The organism is Salmonella sp. SAL04162, from assembly GCF_046551535.1.
GTDB lineage: Bacteria > Pseudomonadota > Gammaproteobacteria > Enterobacterales > Enterobacteriaceae > Salmonella > Salmonella enterica.
In genome coordinates this window covers 310,167-330,399 of the sequence record NZ_JBGDVX010000001.1, presented here as the reverse complement: position 1 = coordinate 330,399, position 20,233 = coordinate 310,167, and the positions used below count along the sequence as shown (strand labels likewise).

The 20,233-nt window shown below is 50.1% G+C and carries 24 protein-coding genes; 14 read left to right on the top strand and 10 right to left on the bottom strand.

Annotated elements, in window-relative coordinates; translation table 11 throughout:
• Window positions 1-19: 19 nt before the first annotated feature.
• The 10 genes from fliJ (at window position 20) to rcsA (ending at window position 6,775) form a co-directional block, all read left to right on the top strand.
• On the top strand, window positions 20-463 hold the full coding sequence (fliJ, locus tag ACLJRH_RS01775) for a flagellar export protein FliJ (protein WP_000046981.1): 444 nt from the start codon (window positions 20-22) through the stop codon (window positions 461-463).
• Complete coding sequence (fliK, locus tag ACLJRH_RS01770) at window positions 460-1,683, top strand: flagellar hook length control protein FliK (protein ID WP_023136535.1); 1,224 nt, start codon at window positions 460-462, stop codon at window positions 1,681-1,683. Before fliJ ends, fliK begins: the two co-directional genes overlap by 4 nt.
• Window positions 1,684-1,787: 104 nt before the next feature.
• Complete coding sequence (gene fliL / locus ACLJRH_RS01765; RefSeq protein WP_000132169.1) at window positions 1,788-2,255, top strand: flagellar basal body-associated protein FliL; 468 nt, start codon at window positions 1,788-1,790, stop codon at window positions 2,253-2,255.
• Window positions 2,256-2,259: 4 nt separating this feature from the next.
• Window positions 2,260-3,264, top strand: coding sequence for a flagellar motor switch protein FliM (fliM, locus tag ACLJRH_RS01760; RefSeq protein WP_000502811.1), 1,005 nt, complete (start codon window positions 2,260-2,262; stop codon window positions 3,262-3,264).
• Window positions 3,261-3,674, top strand: coding sequence for a flagellar motor switch protein FliN (fliN, locus tag ACLJRH_RS01755; protein ID WP_023136534.1), 414 nt, complete (start codon window positions 3,261-3,263; stop codon window positions 3,672-3,674). Before fliM ends, fliN begins: the two co-directional genes overlap by 4 nt.
• Window positions 3,674-4,051, top strand: a complete 378-nt coding sequence (gene fliO, locus ACLJRH_RS01750; protein ID WP_000978275.1) for a flagellar biosynthetic protein FliO — start codon at window positions 3,674-3,676, stop codon at window positions 4,049-4,051. Before fliN ends, fliO begins: the two co-directional genes overlap by 1 nt.
• Window positions 4,051-4,788 (top strand): flagellar type III secretion system pore protein FliP, encoded by a 738-nt coding sequence (gene fliP / locus ACLJRH_RS01745; protein ID WP_001253411.1) that lies wholly within the window; start codon window positions 4,051-4,053, stop codon window positions 4,786-4,788. Before fliO ends, fliP begins: the two co-directional genes overlap by 1 nt.
• Window positions 4,789-4,797: 9 nt before the next feature.
• The gene (fliQ, locus tag ACLJRH_RS01740) at window positions 4,798-5,067 is read left to right on the top strand and encodes a flagellar biosynthesis protein FliQ (protein ID WP_000187355.1); all 270 of its coding nucleotides are present in this window, start codon (window positions 4,798-4,800) and stop codon (window positions 5,065-5,067) included.
• A gap of 8 nt (window positions 5,068-5,075) precedes the next feature.
• Complete coding sequence (gene fliR / locus ACLJRH_RS01735; protein ID WP_000616953.1) at window positions 5,076-5,870, top strand: flagellar biosynthetic protein FliR; 795 nt, start codon at window positions 5,076-5,078, stop codon at window positions 5,868-5,870.
• A 281-nt stretch (window positions 5,871-6,151) separates the two neighbouring features.
• A complete protein-coding gene (gene rcsA / locus ACLJRH_RS01730) occupies window positions 6,152-6,775 on the top strand; it encodes a transcriptional regulator RcsA (protein ID WP_000103971.1) in 624 nt (207 codons plus the stop codon).
• 38 nt (window positions 6,776-6,813) lie between these two features.
• Here rcsA and dsrB read toward each other — a convergent pair whose 3' ends face one another.
• Window positions 6,814-7,008: a protein DsrB gene (dsrB, locus tag ACLJRH_RS01725; RefSeq protein WP_000867218.1), complete on the bottom strand. Its 195-nt coding sequence runs from the start codon at window positions 7,006-7,008 to the stop codon at window positions 6,814-6,816.
• Window positions 7,009-7,136: 128 nt separating this feature from the next.
• Between dsrB and yodD the strand changes: the two genes are divergently transcribed.
• Together yodD and ACLJRH_RS01715 are read left to right on the top strand one after the other, a co-directional pair.
• Entirely contained in the window at window positions 7,137-7,364 is a 228-nt protein-coding gene (yodD, locus tag ACLJRH_RS01720) for a YodD family peroxide/acid resistance protein (protein ID WP_000844798.1), read from the top strand.
• 309 nt (window positions 7,365-7,673) lie between these two features.
• Window positions 7,674-8,489 (top strand): mannosyl-3-phosphoglycerate phosphatase-related protein, encoded by an 816-nt coding sequence (locus tag ACLJRH_RS01715; RefSeq protein ID WP_000948786.1) that lies wholly within the window; start codon window positions 7,674-7,676, stop codon window positions 8,487-8,489.
• Here ACLJRH_RS01715 and dgcQ read toward each other — a convergent pair.
• The 3 genes from dgcQ to ACLJRH_RS01700 form a co-directional block, all read right to left on the bottom strand.
• Entirely contained in the window at window positions 8,468-10,180 is a 1,713-nt protein-coding gene (gene dgcQ / locus ACLJRH_RS01710; protein ID WP_001119828.1) for a cellulose biosynthesis regulator diguanylate cyclase DgcQ, read from the bottom strand. The two genes, ACLJRH_RS01715 and dgcQ, sit on opposite strands and share 22 nt — an antisense overlap.
• Window positions 10,181-10,344: 164 nt before the next feature.
• On the bottom strand, window positions 10,345-10,530 hold the full coding sequence (locus ACLJRH_RS01705) for a YodC family protein (protein WP_000232161.1): 186 nt from the start codon (window positions 10,528-10,530) through the stop codon (window positions 10,345-10,347).
• A gap of 76 nt (window positions 10,531-10,606) precedes the next feature.
• On the bottom strand, window positions 10,607-11,524 hold the full coding sequence (locus ACLJRH_RS01700) for a DUF808 domain-containing protein (RefSeq protein ID WP_085920526.1): 918 nt from the start codon (window positions 11,522-11,524) through the stop codon (window positions 10,607-10,609).
• 169 nt (window positions 11,525-11,693) lie between these two features.
• On the opposite strand from ACLJRH_RS01700, the gene yedA reads away from it, so the two are divergent.
• Window positions 11,694-12,614: a drug/metabolite exporter YedA gene (gene yedA, locus ACLJRH_RS01695; RefSeq protein WP_023137092.1), complete on the top strand. Its 921-nt coding sequence runs from the start codon at window positions 11,694-11,696 to the stop codon at window positions 12,612-12,614.
• Here yedA and ACLJRH_RS01690 read toward each other — a convergent pair.
• From ACLJRH_RS01690 to drpB, 4 genes are all read right to left on the bottom strand, one after another.
• Window positions 12,603-13,073 (bottom strand): very short patch repair endonuclease, encoded by a 471-nt coding sequence (locus tag ACLJRH_RS01690; protein WP_000785978.1) that lies wholly within the window; start codon window positions 13,071-13,073, stop codon window positions 12,603-12,605. The genes yedA and ACLJRH_RS01690 overlap by 12 nt on opposite strands.
• Window positions 13,054-14,484 (bottom strand): DNA cytosine methyltransferase, encoded by a 1,431-nt coding sequence (locus ACLJRH_RS01685; RefSeq protein WP_023137091.1) that lies wholly within the window; start codon window positions 14,482-14,484, stop codon window positions 13,054-13,056. The genes ACLJRH_RS01690 and ACLJRH_RS01685 overlap by 20 nt, the downstream gene beginning before the upstream one ends.
• 73 nt (window positions 14,485-14,557) lie before the next feature.
• Window positions 14,558-15,253: a phosphohydrolase gene (locus tag ACLJRH_RS01680; protein ID WP_023137090.1), complete on the bottom strand. Its 696-nt coding sequence runs from the start codon at window positions 15,251-15,253 to the stop codon at window positions 14,558-14,560.
• Window positions 15,254-15,344: 91 nt separating this feature from the next.
• Window positions 15,345-15,644 carry a cell division protein DrpB gene (gene drpB, locus ACLJRH_RS01675; protein WP_000107430.1) on the bottom strand — a complete coding sequence of 100 codons (300 nt, stop codon included), beginning with the start codon at window positions 15,642-15,644 and terminating at the stop codon, window positions 15,345-15,347.
• 649 nt (window positions 15,645-16,293) lie between these two features.
• On the opposite strand from drpB, the gene ompS1 reads away from it, so the two are divergent.
• Complete coding sequence (gene ompS1 / locus ACLJRH_RS01670) at window positions 16,294-17,472, top strand: porin OmpS1 (protein WP_023137089.1); 1,179 nt, start codon at window positions 16,294-16,296, stop codon at window positions 17,470-17,472.
• A 258-nt stretch (window positions 17,473-17,730) separates the two neighbouring features.
• Here the strand turns inward: ompS1 and ACLJRH_RS01665 are convergent, their stop codons facing one another.
• Window positions 17,731-17,919, bottom strand: a complete 189-nt coding sequence (locus ACLJRH_RS01665) for a hypothetical protein (RefSeq protein WP_024131163.1) — start codon at window positions 17,917-17,919, stop codon at window positions 17,731-17,733.
• Window positions 17,920-17,929: 10 nt separating this feature from the next.
• Entirely contained in the window at window positions 17,930-18,142 is a 213-nt protein-coding gene (locus tag ACLJRH_RS01660) for a cold shock domain-containing protein (RefSeq protein ID WP_000208509.1), read from the bottom strand.
• Window positions 18,143-20,233: the final 2,091 nt, after the last annotated feature.

Here is a 20,233-nt window from a genome sequence, read left to right as displayed (position 1 = left end):
AAGCAGGAGGGCGACGATCATGGCACAACATGGCGCTCTGGAAACACTCAAAGATCTGGCCGAAAAAGAGGTAGATGACGCGGCGCGTTTACTGGGCGAAATGCGTCGCGGCTGCCAACAGGCGGAAGAACAGCTCAAAATGCTGATCGATTATCAGAATGAGTATCGCAGTAATTTGAACACCGATATGGGCAACGGCATCGCCAGTAATCGCTGGATCAACTATCAGCAGTTTATTCAGACACTGGAAAAGGCGATAGAGCAGCATCGCCTCCAGCTTACGCAGTGGACGCAAAAAGTCGACCTGGCGCTGAAGAGCTGGCGTGAGAAAAAGCAGCGACTTCAGGCCTGGCAAACCTTACAGGACCGACAAACCGCGGCAGCGCTGTTAGCTGAAAACCGCATGGATCAGAAAAAGATGGATGAATTTGCTCAGCGTGCAGCAATGAGGAAACCCGAATGATCACCCTGCCCCAACTGATCACCACCGATACCGACATGACCGCGGGTCTGACGTCAGGAAAAACCACCGGTTCAGCCGAGGACTTTCTGGCGCTCCTGGCGGGCGCGTTAGGCGCAGACGGCGCACAGGGCAAAGACGCCCGCATCACGCTGGCCGATTTACAGGCGGCAGGCGGCAAATTATCGAAAGGGTTACTGACCCAACATGGCGAGCCGGGCCAGGCGGTGAAGCTTGCCGACCTGCTGGCGCAAAAAGCGAATGCGACGGATGAAACGCTTACCGATCTGACACAAGCGCAGCATCTACTGTCTACGCTAACGCCATCGTTGAAAACCAGCGCTCTGGCCGCACTGAGTAAGACGGCGCAGCATGACGAGAAAACGCCCGCGCTGAGCGATGAGGATCTTGCCAGTCTGAGCGCTTTATTCGCCATGCTGCCCGGACAACCTGTCGCGACGCCTGTCGCCGGAGAGACGCCGGCTGAAAATCACATCGCCTTGCCGTCACTGTTGCGCGGCGACATGCCATCGGCGCCGCAGGAAGAGACACATACGCTCTCTTTTAGCGAGCATGAAAAAGGGAAAACCGAGGCGTCGCTTGCGCGCGCCAGCGATGATCGCGCCACGGGTCCAGCACTGACGCCGCTGGTGGTCGCTGCCGCCGCGACCAGCGCGAAAGTGGAGGTGGATAGCCCACCCGCGCCAGTAACGCATGGCGCGGCAATGCCGACGCTCAGCAGCGCCACGGCGCAACCGCAACCGCTACCTGTCGCCTCAGCCCCGGTACTCAGCGCGCCGTTAGGCAGCCATGAATGGCAGCAAACGTTCAGTCAGCAGGTCATGTTATTTACGCGTCAGGGACAGCAAAGCGCGCAGCTTCGATTGCATCCGGAAGAGTTAGGTCAGGTGCATATTTCGCTCAAGCTGGATGACAATCAGGCGCAACTCCAGATGGTATCGCCGCACAGCCATGTCCGCGCCGCGCTAGAAGCCGCTCTACCCATGTTGCGCACTCAGTTGGCGGAAAGCGGCATTCAGTTGGGACAAAGCAGTATCAGTAGCGAAAGCTTTGCCGGACAGCAGCAGTCTTCATCGCAACAACAGTCTGGCCGCGCCCAACACACGGACGCGTTTGGCGCTGAAGATGACATAGCGTTAGCGGCGCCGGCCTCGCTTCAGGCCGCCGCGCGCGGCAATGGCGCAGTGGATATCTTCGCCTAACGCCAGAGGTAGCATGATTATCCGCGTCTTTTCCACGCTTTGTCGTGGACAGGACACGGGATAATCAGCCAATAAGCAGTACCGAAACAGGAAGCCCGTATCAGATGACTGACTCCGCGATTAACAAAAAGAGCAAACGCTCGATTTGGATACCTTTGCTGGTGTTGATTACCCTCGCCGCCTGCGCGACCGCCGGTTATAGCTACTGGCGTATGCAGCAGCAACCGACCACGAACGCTAAAGCGGAACCGGCTCCGCCGCCCGCGCCGGTATTTTTTGCGCTGGATACGTTTACCGTCAATCTGGGCGATGCGGATCGCGTGTTGTATATCGGCGTGACCCTGCGTCTGAAAGACGAAGCGACGCGCGCGCGATTAAATGAATATCTGCCGGAAGTGCGCAGCCGTCTGCTGTTGTTGTTTTCCCGTCAGAATGCCGCCGAGCTCTCAACAGAAGCTGGCAAACAAAAACTGATTGCCGCCATTAAAGAGACGCTGGCCGCGCCGCTCGTTGCCGGACAACCAAAACAGGTCGTCACTGACGTGCTTTATACAGCTTTTATTCTGCGGTAACGATATGGGCGATAGTATTCTTTCTCAGGCTGAAATCGATGCGCTGTTGAACGGCGACAGCGACACCAAAGACGAACCCACTCCCGGTATCGCAAGCGATAGCGATATTCGCCCTTACGATCCCAATACCCAGCGTCGCGTCGTGCGTGAACGCTTGCAGGCGCTGGAGATTATTAACGAGCGTTTCGCACGCCAGTTCCGGATGGGATTATTTAACCTGCTGCGCCGCAGCCCGGATATTACCGTGGGCGCCATACGTATTCAGCCGTATCACGAATTTGCGCGTAACCTGCCGGTACCGACCAACCTGAACCTGATCCACCTGAAGCCGCTACGCGGCACCGGGCTGGTGGTGTTCTCGCCGAGTCTGGTGTTTATTGCCGTCGATAACCTGTTCGGCGGCGACGGCCGTTTTCCGACCAAAGTCGAGGGCCGCGAGTTTACCCATACGGAACAGCGGGTCATCAACCGTATGCTGAAACTGGCGCTGGAAGGCTATAGCGACGCATGGAAAGCCATTAATCCGCTGGAAGTGGAGTATGTACGTTCCGAAATGCAGGTGAAATTTACCAATATCACCACCTCGCCGAACGATATCGTCGTCAATACGCCGTTTCATGTGGAGATCGGCAATCTGACCGGTGAATTTAACATCTGTCTGCCATTTAGCATGATCGAGCCGCTGCGTGAGCTGCTGGTGAATCCGCCGCTGGAAAACTCGCGCCATGAAGATCAGAACTGGCGTGATAACCTGGTGCGCCAGGTTCAGCACTCTGAACTGGAGCTGGTAGCCAATTTTGCCGATATTCCGTTACGTCTTTCCCAGATTTTGAAGCTGAAACCCGGCGATGTACTGCCGATTGAAAAACCCGACCGCATTATTGCTCATGTGGACGGCGTTCCGGTACTCACCAGCCAATATGGCACCGTAAACGGACAGTATGCGCTACGCGTAGAACATTTGATCAACCCAATTTTGAATTCGCTGAATGAGGAACAGCCCAAATGAGTGACATAAATAATCCGTCCGATGAGAATACTGGCGCATTGGATGATCTGTGGGCTGACGCGTTAAACGAGCAAAAAGCGACCACCAATAAAAGCGCCGCCGACGCGGTTTTCCAACAGCTTGGCGGCGGCGATGTCAGCGGTGCTATGCAGGATATCGATCTGATTATGGATATCCCGGTCAAACTGACCGTAGAGCTGGGCCGCACGCGAATGACCATTAAAGAACTGTTGCGTCTGACGCAGGGGTCGGTCGTCGCGCTGGACGGGCTGGCGGGCGAGCCGCTGGATATCCTGATTAATGGCTACCTGATTGCCCAGGGTGAAGTGGTCGTCGTGGCGGATAAATACGGCGTACGTATCACCGATATTATTACGCCATCCGAGCGTATGCGTCGTTTGAGTCGTTAATGATGAAGACAGAAGCCACGGTTTCTCAGCCCACCGCGCCAGCCGGATCGCCGCTCATGCAGGTGAGCGGCGCATTAATTGGCATTATTGCGCTCATTCTGGCGGCGGCCTGGATGATTAAGCGTATGGGATTCGTACCAAAAGGAAATAGCGTCCGGGGACTCAAGGTGTCAGCCAGCGCCTCGCTTGGCCCGCGCGAACGCGTGGTGATTGTCGAGGTCGAAAATGCGCGTCTGGTACTGGGCGTGACCGCCTCGCAGATCAACCTGCTGCACACCCTCCCGCCCGCGGAGAATGACACGGAAGCACCCGTTGCCCCACCGGCGGATTTCCAGAACATGATGAAGAACTTACTCAAGCGTTCCGGGAGATCCTGATGCGCCGTTTGTTATTCCTTTCTCTGGCGGGTCTGTGGCTTTTTAGTCCCGCCGCCGCTGCGCAACTACCGGGGCTTATCAGCCAACCATTAGCGGGCGGAGGCCAAAGCTGGTCATTATCCGTCCAGACGCTGGTTTTCATCACCTCGCTGACGTTTCTGCCGGCGATTTTACTGATGATGACGAGCTTCACGCGTATCATCATTGTTTTTGGCCTGTTGCGTAACGCGCTGGGCACGCCCTCGGCACCGCCAAACCAGGTGTTACTCGGACTGGCGTTGTTTTTGACCTTTTTTATTATGTCGCCCGTCATTGACAAGATTTACGTGGACGCTTACCAGCCGTTTAGCGAGCAGAAAATTTCTATGCAGGAAGCGCTGGATAAAGGCGCGCAACCGTTACGCGCGTTCATGCTGCGCCAAACCCGCGAAGCCGATCTGGCGCTGTTTGCCCGTCTGGCCAATAGCGGTCCGTTACAGGGACCGGAAGCAGTACCGATGCGTATCCTCCTGCCCGCTTATGTCACCAGCGAATTAAAGACGGCATTTCAGATCGGTTTTACGATTTTCATCCCTTTTTTGATTATCGACCTGGTGATCGCCAGCGTATTGATGGCGTTAGGGATGATGATGGTGCCGCCAGCGACAATCGCCCTGCCGTTTAAGCTGATGCTGTTTGTGCTGGTCGATGGTTGGCAACTGCTTGTGGGGTCGCTGGCCCAAAGCTTTTACAGTTAGAGGCGCAAAATGACTCCTGAATCCGTCATGATGATGGGCACCGAGGCGATGAAAGTCGCTCTCGCCCTGGCTGCGCCGCTGTTACTCGTCGCGCTGATTACCGGCCTCATTATCAGTATTTTGCAGGCCGCGACTCAGATTAATGAAATGACGCTGTCGTTTATCCCTAAAATCGTCGCGGTATTCATCGCAATTATCGTTGCCGGCCCGTGGATGCTCAACCTGCTGCTGGACTACGTACGCACTCTGTTCAGCAATTTACCTTATATCATCGGATAAACAGAACGATGATTCAGGTTACAAGCGAGCAATGGCTATACTGGCTGCATCTCTATTTCTGGCCTTTGCTGCGCGTACTGGCGCTGATTTCAACGGCGCCAATCCTCAGCGAGCGCGCTATTCCCAAGCGGGTAAAACTGGGGTTGGGAATAATGATTACCCTCGTTATCGCGCCGTCGCTACCGGCAAACGATACGCCGCTTTTTTCTATTGCCGCCTTATGGCTGGCGATGCAACAAATTCTGATCGGTATTGCGCTGGGATTTACCATGCAATTCGCCTTTGCGGCGGTGCGTACCGCAGGTGAGTTTATCGGTCTGCAAATGGGGCTTTCCTTTGCCACCTTCGTCGACCCGGGCAGCCACCTGAATATGCCGGTTCTGGCGCGTATTATGGATATGCTCGCCATGCTACTGTTTCTCACCTTTAATGGCCATTTGTGGCTTATTTCGCTGCTGGTCGATACCTTCCACACTCTGCCCATCGGGAGTAACCCGGTGAACAGTAATGCATTTATGGCGCTCGCCAGGGCCGGAGGGCTCATTTTCTTAAACGGACTGATGCTGGCATTGCCGGTCATTACCCTCCTGCTTACGCTCAACCTGGCGCTGGGGCTATTAAACCGCATGGCGCCGCAGCTCTCGATATTTGTTATCGGTTTCCCGCTTACCCTCACCGTCGGCATTATGCTGATGGCCGCGCTAATGCCATTAATTGCGCCGTTTTGCGAACATTTATTCAGCGAAATTTTCAATTTGCTTGCTGATATTGTTAGCGAGATGCCGATAAATAATAACCCATAATTTTTATCCTGTTTTACTAAGGTTTATCCGAAAATAAATTTTAAAAAACATTCACCAGGATATATCCGCTGCCCCTTATTTGTTTTTACTTCACTCACATAACGCAACATTCACTTTACTTTAAGATGATTCCTGGCAAATTATATGTAACTTTACGGGATAGTAAGTTCGCCTGAAAAACCGCGTAAGCGTTGTCTAAGGTGACTATTCGTGTTCCGTCTGATTATGGTGAGTTATTCAGGTAAGGGGAATTATCGTTACGCATTGAGTGAGGGTATGCCATGTCAACGATTATTATGGATTTATGCAGTTACACCCGGCTAGGGTTAAGCGGGTATCTGGTCAGCAGAGGGGTGAAAAAAAGGGAAATCAACGACATCGAAACCGTTGACGAACTCGCTATCGCTTGTGGCGCGCATCAGCCTTCGGTGGTGTTTATTAATGAGGACTGTTTCATTCATACGCCTTCAGACAGTCAACAAATAAAGCAAATCATTAATCAACATCCTGACACGTTATTTATTGTTTTTATGGCAATTGCTAATGTGCATTTTGATGAATATTTATTAGTAAGAAAAAACTTATTGATTAGCTCAAAATCGATTAAACCTGACTCGCTGGATACCATTCTTGGCGATATTCTGAAAAAAGAGTCGGGTATTTCAGGAACCATAAATTTACCAACATTATCGTTAAGTCGAACTGAATCCAGCATGTTGCGAATGTGGATGGAAGGTCAGGGAACCATTCAGATTTCTGACAGAATGAATATTAAAGCAAAAACAGTATCCTCCCATAAGGGGAATATAAAAAGAAAGATAAAAACGCATAATAAACAAGTGATCTATCATGTAGTACGGCTGACAGATAACGTCACTAACGGCATTTTTGTTAACATGCGCTGAGACATCCGGACTGGCAATGTACCTCCAGTCCGGCTCAATTAGTCCTGCTCCGCCTTCTCGACAAAAATACCATCCTGGTGACCTGACTCATTGAAGAACCAGATGCCGAGCGGGTAATCCTCCAGCGAAACCAGGTACATTGTGCCTTCACTAAATTCTTCCACTGCCAGTACCACGCCCGGTCGGCGGGGACCGCCGTCCGTTTTAACGGTTACCCGATCATTCACCTTCATCATTTTCCTCCTGTCGCTTTGTGCCAGTGTAGAACAATTTTCTGCGTCTGACAGCGCCTTGCCGGCGTGTTTGCTGGTTTTCTCAACGGTCTATACTTAGGCTGTCAGGAACCCGTGAGGTAGTGAAGATGAAAACGGCAAAAGAGTACAGTGATACGGCCAAGCGCGAAGTGAGCGTCGATGTAGATGCGCTACTGGCGGCCATCAATGAAATCAGCGAAAGCGAGGTTCACCGTAGCCAGGAAGATCCTGAGCGGGTGAGCGTAGACGGACGGGAATATCATACATGGCATGAATTAGCTGAAGCATTCGAGCTGGATATTCATGATTTTAGTGTAACAGAAGTAAACCGTTAAAAATGGCCGAAAAAAATCCCGGCCCTACGGGTCGGGATCAAACTTGCTTATGCAAGAAGCACTTGAAAATTCGTTACACCAGGAAATCTGATGTGAGATTTACCTTATCTGCAATTTTTTTGCATGACAAGTAAATATTTTTTACATGAATGATTAAGCGCGCTAATAGTTCGGTAGCAAAAGTGTGACAACGCATGTGCTGCCTGGAAGCGACGGGATCGGTTCCAGTTAGCGTTCGACTTCTTTCGGGTGTGCTTTAGGACTTTTCCTGGAAATAAGCCCGCCGTTGCAACGGAAAATGAGGAAAAAATGCTCTCAATCCATGACCCCTTGCTGATTTTTACCGATCTGGACGGCACATTGCTGAACAGCCACACGTTTGAGTGGCAGCCCGCGGCCCCCTGGCTTACACGCCTGCATGAAAGCGGCGTGCCCGTGATCCTCTGTAGCAGTAAAACCGCGGCTGAAATGCTCCAGCTCCAGACGACGTTAAATCTACAGGGACTGCCGCTGATTGCGGAAAACGGCGCGGTGATCCAACTGGACGTTCATTGGGAAGACCATCCCAACTATCCCCGTCTGATTGCCGGTATTTCTCACAACGAAATCCGCCTCGTCCTGCATAAGTTGCGTGAAAAGGAACAGTTTAAGTTCACCACGTTTGATGACGTTGACGATCAGGTGATAAGCGAATGGACGGGCCTAAACCGGGCACAGTCTGCCCTAACCCGTCTGCATGAAGCGTCGGTGTCGCTGATCTGGCGCGATAGCGATGAACGCATGGCGCAGTTTGTCGCCCATTTAAATGACCTGGGACTGCAATTTGTCCATGGTGCCCGTTTCTGGCATGTGCTGGACGCCTCCGCCGGTAAAGATCAGGCTGCTAACTGGCTGATAGAAGCATATCGTCGGCAGTGGCGCGCGCGTCCTCTGACGTTGGGGCTAGGAGACGGCCCCAATGATGCGCCTTTACTGGATGTGATGGATTATGCGGTTGTCGTCAAAGGGCTAAACCGGGAGGGCGTACATTTGCGTAACGACGATCCTCAGCGCGTCTACCGTAGCCAGAACGAAGGGCCGGATGGCTGGCGCGAAGGAATGGACTATTTCTTTTCCCGCTCCTGAGTCGCGTCGCTGGCGCAAATACGGTTACGTCCGGACTGTTTGGCGTAATAAAGCCGTTTGTCGGCCAGCGACTGCAACTGCTCAAAATCATAGTCGCCGTATTCCTCCGCGCTACTGATCCCCATTGACGCGCTGATACGAAGCGTCGTGCTTTTCGTCACCAGAATCTCTTTGTCATTAATGCGCTGGCGTATGCGTTCGGCAATCTGCAGCGCCTGCGCTTTCGTCGCGCCGGGCAGCACGATACAAAACTCTTCGCCCCCTACCCGTCCGGCGATGTCGTGCGCTCGAATGGTGCTGCCAATGAGCCCAGCGGCATGGGATAACACGCGATCGCCTGCCTGATGACCAAAGCGATCGTTAACGCTTTTAAAATAATCTAAATCCAGCTGTATCACAGAAAATGGCTGGCGGGCTTCCCGGTAGCGCTTTGCCAGCCTGGACGCTTTTTCAAACAGCGCGCCACGGTTATATAGCCGGGTCAGCGGATCGTGCCATGCCTGCCATTGCAGCGAATTTTGCAGAACAAACATGTTTTTGACCATATGTCGAATAACGCCCCAGGAGATCAACAGCATCGCCGTAAAAAGCACCCATAACAGCGTCAGCGCGATACTAATACTGCCAAAATTCCCTTGGATGCCTTCACGTAGTGTATGCACGCGCAGCAGGACGCCATCAAAATGATCCAGCCGCTCCCAGCTTACATAATGCGTTCCTAAACGCAGCCCGCCCAGGGTATCTTTTTCTATTTCACGCGCCAGTAAGGCGCGCTCACGGTCATTTAACGTATTCGCGGTTTGTTGTTCCGGCGCGGAGTCCGTCAACAAACGGAGATGGTTATCGTATAGCTGATATTCCCCTTCAATATCCTTTTCGGCCGCATCGCGCAGGAACCGCTGTAATGACGCGACGGGAATATCCATTGCCAGTACGCCATACCAGTAATTATCGTGATCCAGCGGTAGACTGGCTGTCACTTTTTTCTGCTCGTCAGCAACATAGGGCTGTGCGGAGGTAAACCACCGCACGCCGCGCTGTGGGTTACGCCGTTGGCTTTGCTCGATAAACCAGGGCTGGGTCACGTACTGATAGTAACGGGAGACAATATCGCTACCGTACGCCGTAGGGAGAGTTGAGAGGTAAAACCCTGAGCGAGAAACATACATCGTCTCCAGCGTCAGCATGGCGGATGAGCGAGCCAGACGCGCCAGATACCCTAACTCCAGAGTGGCGGTCAATTCATTTGCCAGGTCACGACTCTCCCGCGAAAGAAGCGTCGTCCGGGCGACAAATTGATCGGAAACGCCATATAACGGCAATGTCCGCCGCTTATCCAACTCCAGTTGCCAGAAATGTCTGACGCGTCGTTGCTCAAACTGCGTCACCGCGCTTTGCAATGCGGAAAAAGCCAGCGGCGCCACCAGCGCTTCATGCATACCGTTGCGTAAAAAGATCAACCTGTCCATGTTGAATTGCAGTTGGCGGTCAAGGACATTCGCGACGCTCCCCAGATGATTGCGCTGACTGGCGACATACGCGTCTTTCAGTATCATCACTTCCCGCCAGGTAAGTAGCGTCGAGAACAGCATTACGATCAGAAAGCAGGTGTTGACGACATGACCGGGACCAAAACGCCGCGCCAGCTTTTTAAACCAGCCTTGATTATCTAACAGTGTTTCGTGCGGCACCCTGGTAACTCCTGGTTATTGATACAACGCCCCCTGATGGCTTACGGTAGCCAGACCTCATCAAGGGATACCACTCAATCCTGGCATAACCAGGTAGCAGCATGTCGCAGCGCGACGACTCTTTTTCTCCACAGCAAAACGCCCGGCATTAACCGGGCGTTTTGTCATCGGGCTTCGTCCCGCACGCGCCTTTCCTTGCCTGGCACGAGCTCATTCTCATGGAATGCCTCCCGCTTTACGCCAAAACCATCATACCAGCGACACTCTACCATTCCGCTGGAATAACCGGTGACGATCATCCGGGGCCCACCCTCTTTCACGGTAACTTCCTCACTGACAGAAAAGACCATACCTGCCTCCTGTATCAGATGAAACGTTTTCACCTTAGACGAGGATGGGCAATTTTGCATAATTCATTGTAGAAAATCAGTGCGAAACACCGCGAATTTTCGCCACACCTTTCACCAGCGCCACCACAATGGCGCCGATAATAAAGCCGAGCACCAGATTCAGCCCCGCAGGGATCGTATGCGCCATGAAAGCCCCCTGCTGCTGCGCAAAATGTTCAATGGCATGGTGTAGCGGCGCAATACCGTGTACGACAATCCCGCCGCCGACCAGAAACATCGCCAGCGTACCGACAATGGATAATGCTTTCATTAACCAGGGCGCGATAATCAGTAATCCTTTACCGACGCCCTGCGCCAGCACGCTACGCTTTTCCGCCAACCAGTACCCCATATCATCCAGTTTGACAATAATACCCACCAGGCCATACACGCCAATGGTCACAACCAACGCAATCCCCGCCAGTACCAACACCTGATTAAGCAGCGGCGCCTGCGCGACAATCCCCAAGGTAATTGCCACAATTTCAGCGGACAGAATGAAATCGGTACGGACCGCCCCTTTTACTTTATCTTTTTCAAAGGCCAAAGGATCTTGTGCAGCCAGCGCCTCAAGACGTTTTTGCCGCTCCGCCGGGTCTTCTTTGTGTTTTCGCGCCTCAAAGGTATGCAGGACTTTTTCTACCCCTTCAAAGCAGAGAAACGCGCCGCCTAACATTAATAAAGGCGTAATGGCCCACGGGATAAATGCGCTTATCAGCAGCGCCAACGGCACCAGAATAACCTTGTTGATTAATGATCCTTTCGCCACGCTCCATACCACTGGCAGCTCGCGATTAGCACGAACGCCGGTCACCTGCTGTGCATTGAGCGACAGGTCGTCCCCCAGTACGCCCGCGGTTTTTTTCGCGGCCAATTTGCCCATTACCGAAATATCGTCCAGCAGCGTGGCGATATCGTCGAGTAATGTCAGTAAGCTACTTCCTGCCAAAATGATTTCCTCGGTCTTTTCTTCTAAGACGTTAAGTATGTAGCAAAACGCGCAATGCCGAAACCGGCGGCGCGGGTCAACGCCTTTTTATTCCAAAAGGACAATTATAATGCTCGCCAGCATAATAATTTTGACGTTTACTATATCCACCCTTTTTATTTCACCGTGAGTGATTATGCGTTTCCGGCAGTTATTACCTCTTTTTGGCGCGCTTTTTGCCTTGTACATCATTTGGGGGTCTACCTATTTTGTTATCCGCATAGGCGTTGAAAGCTGGCCGCCGCTGATGATGGCAGGCGTACGTTTTCTCTCGGCGGGGATGTTGCTCATGGCGTTTTTGCTGCTGCGCGGCGAAAAACTTCCGCCGCTGCGCCAGACCATCAACGCCGCGCTGATTGGTCTACTGCTGCTGGCGGTGGGTAACGGTCTGGTGACGGTGGCGGAGCATCAAAACGTGCTATCAGGCATTGCTGCCGTCGTGGTCGCCACTGTCCCGCTATTTACGCTGTGCTTTAGCTACTTTTTTGGTATTAAAACGCGCAAATTAGAATGGGTGGGGATTGCCATTGGACTTGCCGGGATTATTCTGCTGAACAGCGGCGGCAACTTAAGCGGCAATCCGTGGGGCGCGATTTTGATCCTGATAGGTTCGATGAGCTGGGCATTTGGTTCCGTTTACGGCTCGCGCATCGCCCTCCCTGTGGGCATGATGGCGGGCGCGATTGAAATGCTGGCGGCGGGCGTGGTATTGCTTTGCGCGGCATTTCTTTCCGGCGAAAAGCTCGCCACGCTGCCTGGCTTATCGGGGTTTATGGCCGTCGGCTACCTGGCGTTGTTCGGTTCTATTATCGCCATTAATGCCTATATGTACCTGATTCGCAACGTCAGTCCGGCGCTGGCGACCAGCTACGCCTATGTGAATCCGGTTGTCGCCGTGTTGCTTGGCACTGGCCTGGGCGGCGAGAGGTTATCGCCCGTTGAATGGGCCGCGCTGGGTGTGATTGTGTTTGCCGTAGTGCTGGTGACTCTGGGTAAGTACCTGTTTCCTGTCAAGGCGGTGGTCACGCCGTGTAAAACGGAAGATTCACGCCAGTAGATGAATCCCCTGGGTGTCGATCTGCGCGCTGGCGCCGCCGCCGCAGATCCACTCTTCCAGGCGCTCCGCCAACGCCGCGTCGCTCAATTTCGCTCGTCCGCGCAAGGCGCACTCCCAGACGATCAGCACCCGCCAGCCAAGCGCCTGTAAACGCTGAATATCGCGCTCATCGCGCTCAACGTTCTTACCGATTTTTTCCAGCCAGAAAGCCGTTCGCGTGGCCGGTACTTTGAACAGATAACAGTGGTGATGATGCCAAAAGCAGCCGTGAGTAAAAATCACACAATCATAGTCATTCACCACAAAGTCCGGCTTGCCTGGTAATGTCGCGTCCTGAGTATGAAACGTAATCCCCTGCGCGCTTAGCAGGCCGGCAAGACGTTTTTCAATAGCCGTATCGCGGGTCGCTATCGCGCGCATATTTTTACTGCGCGTGGCTTTATCGTGAACGTCCGCCATCTACCGTCTCTCTCTGACGCAGCGTCACCGCCTGGTGAATTTTGGGTTCCAGCAGCTTTGCTACCGCGGCAAATACCGGCACCACCACGGAATTGCCAAACTGGCGATAGGCCTGCGTATCCGAGACAGGTATCCTGAACTGGTACGTTTGCGGCGCCTCAAATCCCATTAAACGCGCGCACTCTCTCGGCGTGAGTCGGCGGGGACGATGTTGTTGGTTGCCAGCATCGTCGAAATCCACTTCGCCTTTCGCCATATCCCAACCACGATCGATCAGAATTTCGGCGCCATCTTTGTAGTAACGAGCAGATAACGTGCGCGCCACACTTTCCGGATTGTCAGGATAAACCATGCCATAGCCAAAACCGTTTCCCCGCGCCTGGTGCTTTTTCGCGTAGCGATATAAATATTTCCACAGCACCGGCGTCAGGATATATTTGGCTTCGACGACGGGCTCCAGCAGTTCTGCCAGCGTCGGACGGCGCAGTGGATAACAGCGGGCGATATTGCGTAACGTAAAATCGGTTTTCAGGTTTAAATCGCGGCGGAATCCCACCAACACAATACGTTCCCGATGCTGAGGAAGAAAGTGCTGCCCGTCGATAATTTTCGGATCGTCCGGGCCATTGTCAGCGGCATCCGCCACGTCATATCCCAGTTCATCGAGCGTTTGCATAATAATGCGGAAGGTGTTGCCCTGGTCGTGACTTTTAAGGTTTTTCACATTTTCCAGCACAAACAGCGCGGGGCGGCGAGCGTCGATAATTCTTACGACATCAAAAAATAACGTCCCCTGAGTCTCGCAGGCAAAGCCGTGGGCGCGGCCCAGCGCATTTTTCTTGGAAACGCCCGCCAGAGAAAATGGCTGACAGGGAAAGCCCGCCAGCAGGACATCATGTTGCGGAATATGCTGGCGAATGTGTTCCGCCGCCTCATCATCGCTGACCCCTTCCCGGTGGCTCAACGTGATATCGCGGATATCTTCATTAAAGCGATGTTGCAGCGGATCGCAAAAATAGTTCGCTTTATATGTCCGTACCGCGTGCTTATTCCATTCGCTGGTAAACACGCACTGTCCGCCTATCGCTTCAAATCCGCGGCGAATGCCGCCGATGCCCGCGAAGAGATCGATAAAACGAAAGGCGTAATGCGGATGATGCGCTGGCGGCGTCGGCAACCCTGTTTTAAGACAGGTGAGTTCATTGTCGCTCAAGCGATGCCATGCCGCGTTCATCATTACGCGCTTTAAGATGGCCGGGCTCCAGTGCTGTTCGCCCAGGCCGTTAAGGTGCGCCACCAGCGTTTTAACATCGTAGATTTCCAGCAATTGACTCAGCATCGCCTGGATCTCGCTTCCGGCGTCGTCGGCGATGAGGTTCCGGGCGTGTGTTACTGAAATATTTTCCTGCATACATTTAACCGGCCAAAAATAATTGCCGACAGACTAACATAAAATGACGCGGTTTACGTTTCAGCGGCAGGGGTTACTGATGCGTAGCAAACATCTGGATGACCGCCTCATCCCGTGTTTCATAGTCGCCTTTCAGCTCAGCGCTCAGTTTCGCCATGTACGACACCAGAAAATCCGCATTACGCTGCGCCAGGTACTTGCCCCGTTCGGTCTGCATCGTCAGCGGCAGTTTCAGCAGTTTGGTTTGAAAATGGTCGAGCGCGAATTGCTTATCGTTAAGAGGCCGTCTGTCGGCAAAGGGATCGTCGGCATCAAACAGCGCGACGCCCAGCGCGCCGGAGACCGCAAAGACCCGCGCCAGACCAATGGCACCCAACGCCTCCAGCCTGTCTGCATCCTGCACGATTTTTGCCTCTGGCGTGGCGGGCGCAATGTTTGCGCTGAAACTATGCGCTTCGATAGCATGACAAATACCCGCCAGTTTTTCTGCCGGAAAGTCAGGAAAATCCCGCAGAAAAATACGCAGGGTTTCTGCCGCCGCCAGAATGGAAGAACGATGCCGCTGCGGATGGTTTTTCGCCAGGCTGACGATGTCATGGAAATAACATGCCGATAGCACCACCAGCCAGTCGACAGGACTGTTTTCCCCCAGCGTTTGCGCGGTTGCCCAAACACGACGAAAATGGAAGATGTCATGGGCGGCATCCTGTTCCTGGTGGTGGTGACGTAGCCAGTCTTCAAACTGCGATTGCCAGTATCCTGAGTCCATACGCCCTCTCTTTATAGCAGACCATTTTTATTACATGCCTGAGCACAGGGTTCGCTATCCTGACATATCCGCCACCACTTTACATCCCTGCTTACTTGCGCGTTTCTGGCTTAGTGTCGGCGGGATAAGCCCTGTTTTTGCGAGGCCGGGTATACCAGGCAATACTCCCCAGAATAAGCCAGACGACGCCCAGCGAAAGCGCGTTAAGCCATTTTTCCGTTGCGCTGCCAGGAGTGCTGATTGGGCCGAGAACCGGCTCGGTTTGTATGGCGGACATCAGCCACACGCAACGCGCCATCGCCCAGATGAAGTAGCCGCAAAAGGTATAAAAAACCCATAACGCTAATTTGCCACCCATGCTACGGGTGGCGTTGTCCTCCCTGGTACTCAAACTTTACTCCGCTTTTGTGATGTAAGTCATATGACATTAATTACATTATAATGTGACATTAATCACATTTCGACCATAGAATACCTTATCCACCTGTTTTGGTTATTCATTCCACAAATAGTTTATTCTCAGTTAATGTTACGCCTGGCGCTGAACCTGCTGTTAAATAAGGGAATGGTGATTGAATCGCACTCTGATGCAGAATAACCCATAACCAGAACAACTTATTTTTACGCACCGCGATAGCGTTTTATTTTATTAGCATTAAGTGTCAGAATGATTCGGTTATTAGCCTTTTATCATTTATTTTATCATTACCCACATTACCGGCATTTATGCCGGTTTTTTTTATGTTTTTTCATAATCAAAGCATCAAATACATATAAAAAACAAATTATATTCACACCAACAACCATCAAATCAAAACACATAACCCATTGATAAAAAATGATAATTATAGAATATATATTCTTAGTTACTTATATAGTCTTTATTATAAAAAACCAAATAGAAACAAATTGAAATATTTTAAATACCTTTGTTACATGTTATTTTTTAAATTCCATGAACTTCATAGAATAGTATCAATTTGTAGTTTTGTTGAAGTGGCTACATATTCATATAAATTATTATCATAAGGGAATACATAATGAACAGAAAAGTTCTGGCACTGCTTGTCCCGGCGTTATTAGTGGCAGGCGCAGCAAATGCGGCTGAAATTTATAATAAAAATGGCAACAAACTCGACCTGTACGGCAAAGTTGATGGTCTGCGTTACTTCTCTGACGACGCAGGCAGCGACGGCGACCAGTCCTACGCCCGTATTGGCTTTAAAGGCGAAACGCAAATCAACGATATGCTGACCGGCTATGGTCAGTGGGAATACAACATTAAGGTGAACACCACCGAAGGCGAAGGTGCAAACTCCTGGACTCGTCTGGGCTTTGCCGGTCTGAAATTCGGCGAGTACGGCTCTTTCGATTATGGCCGTAACTATGGTGTTATCTACGACATTGAAGCCTGGACCGATGCGCTGCCGGAATTCGGCGGTGATACTTATACCCAGACCGATGTCTATATGCTGGGCAGAACCAACGGCGTTGCTACCTACCGTAATACCGACTTCTTCGGTCTGGTGGAAGGCCTGAACTTCGCGTTGCAGTACCAGGGTAATAATGAAAACGGCGGTGCTGGTGAAGGTACAGGTAACGGCGGCAGCCGCAAACTGGCCCGTGAAAACGGCGACGGTTTCGGTATGTCTGCCTCCTACGACTTTGACTTCGGGTTAAGCCTGGGTGCGGCCTACTCTTCCTCTGACCGTACGGACAATCAGGTTGCTCGTGGTTATGGCGACGGCATGAATGAGCGCAACAACTATGCTGGTGGTGAAACCGCTGAAGCCTGGACCGTAGGTGCCAAATATGACGCCTACAATGTTTACCTGGCGGCGATGTACGCTGAAACCCGCAACATGACCTATTATGGCGGCGGCAATGGCGAAGATAATGGCGGTATTGCTAACAAAACCCAGAACTTTGAAGTGGTTGCGCAGTATCAGTTCGATTTCGGTCTGCGTCCGTCCATCGCCTACTTGCAGTCTAAGGGCAAAGATTTAGGCGGTCAGGAAGTCCATCGTGGCAACTGGCGTTACACCGACAAAGATCTGGTTAAATATGTTGACGTCGGTATGACTTACTACTTCAACAAAAATATGTCCACCTACGTTGATTATAAAATCAACCTGCTGGACGAAGATGATGACTTCTACGCAAACAACGGTATTGCAACCGATGATATCGTAGGTGTTGGTCTGGTCTACCAGTTCTAAGACGCTTTATGTTATTCAAGCCCGTGCTTAGCGCGGGCTTGTTATTATAGGGCAAGAATTAAATAACGGATAAGGGCGCAAAGACAGGTGACCTGGCTTCATCGGATAGATGAAGACAACGTCGCTCTTTTCAGGCGCTGTCTGCAAGAGAAATAACACCTTTGGGGAAAGGTAAATGCCACTATAGATGATGGATGTCAGCGTCTATAGATGATAATCATCGGGCATAAAAAAGCTCCGATACGGAGCTAATATGAATTATTTTCTAAAATCTAGCGGAACCTGCCCTGAGCGAATGTATAATCCAACATTATCAAAAGTGATCATGGTTGACTTACAAAAAATACATTTCGCGCCAAATGGGTTTTGCTCAGTAACATCGAATGTCGATGTTCTGTATTGTGAACCATGGCAACATGGACACCGGAAGTGAATTTTATTAGTAATATCAGTTGCCTTAAAGCGCCACAACGTTGACCGCTGATGGACCTTTTGGTCCCTGCTCTACTGAAAACTCCACTTCCTGATTTTCATTCAGAGTGCGGAATTCATTACTTTGAATGGCGGAAAAATGCACAAACACATCTTTGCTGCCATCTTTAGGCGTAATGAAACCAAAGCCCTTTTCAGGGTTAAACCATTTTACTAAACCAGTGATTTTCGTCGTCATAATATTGTTACCTTTTGAATGAGCCCTTGGGCAAAATGGCCTGAAGAAAATTATCAGAGAGAAAAAAACCTAAAGGAGATCTCAAGAGGAACAAATGATGAGAAATATTACAATCACTACTTCAGATAAGTTTGTATCAAACCGCACAACCATTAACGCATGGTTAACTGAACATAGCAAGCTTTAGTTTTGTTAAAAAAATATTAATTGTTTTTTAGCATTATCCCGCTGATTGCCATACTCTTTTTATCCATGCCCGTCGCTATGGCTGAAACCTGGCGTAAATAAGTGACGTCTTCCAACGCCTACCTGGCAATAAACGCGCCACATTTTCTGATGTCGTAAACCAGAATACATGCGCATCATCGTGAGAGGTTCCTGTGATCTCGTGCGGCCAGTTTATAAGGGTGGTCAAGCAGAGAATTAGTGTGTTCATTATGTTTACAGGCAAGCCATAATAACCGCGACAGCGGCGTTGAAATCTGTGTTGATGGCTTAGTCTGAGAGGAATAAAACCGGCTGATGAATGACTCAAGATGCTACATTTTTACAACGAAACAGGCATCTCCTGGAAAATGATAGACAGGAAAGTAATCTTTCTTCTGTCGAACTGTATTTTATTGATTTCGTCATGGCAAAGGCTTGCTTTATCTACCGGAATTAATTGTAACTGCTAAAAAATCCTTTGCTCCAGAGACTGATATTCAAAAACCTGAAAAATATCACTTCCATCACTGACAAGAACGCCAGAATAGATATTACACTGCCCGCTCTCCGGTAGCGGTAGATTCAGTGAATGCGCCAGAAATCGTTGCAGCATAACATATTCATAGCCTAGTAATGGTGTATCCATTATATGACTGGGTGGAGAGATGTAATCACCTTCAGTTTTCACCCTCCAGCTATTGCTCATAAAATGATATCACTGTTCAGGTAACAGAGTCGATTAACTGGATCATCCTTTCCCTTCATTAAAAATATTTTATTTTTTCTGGTTTTAATCCGCCGAAAGATCACCGGAGACTGAAAATAGATGGATAGCGTAAGGTGCCCATAGAGCGCATAACGTCATATTTCACTGGCTGTAAGCTCTTCATTAGCTTGCTTTTTTATAATATTAACGGCTTCATAAATCGTTACCCGGACCGGCATGACGGAATTGTTACTGTGATAAGGAACCGAACTCATATCACATTCTCCTTTATTTATCTTCCAGAGGGACTCAATATCATCGTCAGTTATTACAAACAGAAACACCACTGGCAAATAAAAATCAAATACTAAAATTGATACCAAACACATTAACAATAATCAGGAAATATCAAAATAGAACATTTCATTTGATTTATGAATACAAAACAATTCTCCTGAAATTATCAATAACAGGATATAATAAAAACAATAATCAGAGTCTTTTAATTACATCGCTATCCAATCCAGAATATTTTCAATTAATAGACTTATTTTTTTGATTTTTTTACTTATGCTATTAATTACTTTATAGTTCTCTAATTCATCTAACACCATTTATTTTACTTAGATGGTTATCTCTGTGTTAATGCATTACCACCTCCTGACACTAATAAAAAATTATCGGTATAATCTTAATGTTTTTATATAGAATTATATTGAAACCAGCATTGTGATTACATTTTCAAATGGAACTGATGCCCAAACACAAAATCATACCCCATACTTATAGTTCATCATAAAATACATAAATTTTGTATATTTTGAAACAACATGTTGTGATTGTCACCAGAAACCATTATTTCTATGAATGAATTACTTTCTTGATCTCACAGATGCAAATTGAAAATACTGTTTCAGTAAAGGCTTTGGATGTCTACGCTTTGTGAATAACAATTTATGCCATAAACTACATGGGTGCAGATGGAAGATGATCAGGGTATGGCGGTAGCATATAAACTATGGTGCAATTATATTTCGTGATTTGTATGCAAAACTGCCAGTAACTCCGAGCTTCAGTTATATCGTACTCCTCGGCCCGATCAGTTTAGCAGGTGGCCTTACCCACTAGAGTGGGTTGATCCATGGAGGCATTCTTCAATGGAGGTTATCGAAATTTTG

Bases quoted from the DNA above. Each gene is read 5' to 3' on its own strand.
- ACLJRH_RS01685 (WP_023137091.1), bottom strand. From the start codon at position 14,484: ATGCAGGAAAATATTTCAGTAACACACGCCCGGAACCTCATCGCCGAC.
- fliK (WP_023136535.1), top strand. From the start codon at position 460: ATGATCACCCTGCCCCAACTGATCACCACCGATACCGACATGACCGCG.
- ACLJRH_RS01705 (WP_000232161.1), bottom strand. From the start codon at position 10,530: ATGGTCTTTTCTGTCAGTGAGGAAGTTACCGTGAAAGAGGGTGGGCCC.
- fliJ (WP_000046981.1), top strand. From the start codon at position 20: ATGGCACAACATGGCGCTCTGGAAACACTCAAAGATCTGGCCGAAAAA.
- ACLJRH_RS01690 (WP_000785978.1), bottom strand. From the start codon at position 13,073: ATGGCGGACGTTCACGATAAAGCCACGCGCAGTAAAAATATGCGCGCG.
- fliR (WP_000616953.1), top strand. From the start codon at position 5,076: ATGATTCAGGTTACAAGCGAGCAATGGCTATACTGGCTGCATCTCTAT.
- fliO (WP_000978275.1), top strand. From the start codon at position 3,674: ATGATGAAGACAGAAGCCACGGTTTCTCAGCCCACCGCGCCAGCCGGA.
- ACLJRH_RS01680 (WP_023137090.1), bottom strand. From the start codon at position 15,253: ATGGACTCAGGATACTGGCAATCGCAGTTTGAAGACTGGCTACGTCAC.
- fliQ (WP_000187355.1), top strand. From the start codon at position 4,798: ATGACTCCTGAATCCGTCATGATGATGGGCACCGAGGCGATGAAAGTC.
- fliM (WP_000502811.1), top strand. From the start codon at position 2,260: ATGGGCGATAGTATTCTTTCTCAGGCTGAAATCGATGCGCTGTTGAAC.
- yodD (WP_000844798.1), top strand. From the start codon at position 7,137: ATGAAAACGGCAAAAGAGTACAGTGATACGGCCAAGCGCGAAGTGAGC.
- ACLJRH_RS01660 (WP_000208509.1), bottom strand. From the start codon at position 18,142: ATGACGACGAAAATCACTGGTTTAGTAAAATGGTTTAACCCTGAAAAG.
- fliN (WP_023136534.1), top strand. From the start codon at position 3,261: ATGAGTGACATAAATAATCCGTCCGATGAGAATACTGGCGCATTGGAT.
- rcsA (WP_000103971.1), top strand. From the start codon at position 6,152: ATGTCAACGATTATTATGGATTTATGCAGTTACACCCGGCTAGGGTTA.
- dsrB (WP_000867218.1), bottom strand. From the start codon at position 7,008: ATGAAGGTGAATGATCGGGTAACCGTTAAAACGGACGGCGGTCCCCGC.
- fliL (WP_000132169.1), top strand. From the start codon at position 1,788: ATGACTGACTCCGCGATTAACAAAAAGAGCAAACGCTCGATTTGGATA.
- ompS1 (WP_023137089.1), top strand. From the start codon at position 16,294: ATGAACAGAAAAGTTCTGGCACTGCTTGTCCCGGCGTTATTAGTGGCA.
- ACLJRH_RS01715 (WP_000948786.1), top strand. From the start codon at position 7,674: ATGCTCTCAATCCATGACCCCTTGCTGATTTTTACCGATCTGGACGGC.
- fliP (WP_001253411.1), top strand. From the start codon at position 4,051: ATGCGCCGTTTGTTATTCCTTTCTCTGGCGGGTCTGTGGCTTTTTAGT.
- yedA (WP_023137092.1), top strand. From the start codon at position 11,694: ATGCGTTTCCGGCAGTTATTACCTCTTTTTGGCGCGCTTTTTGCCTTG.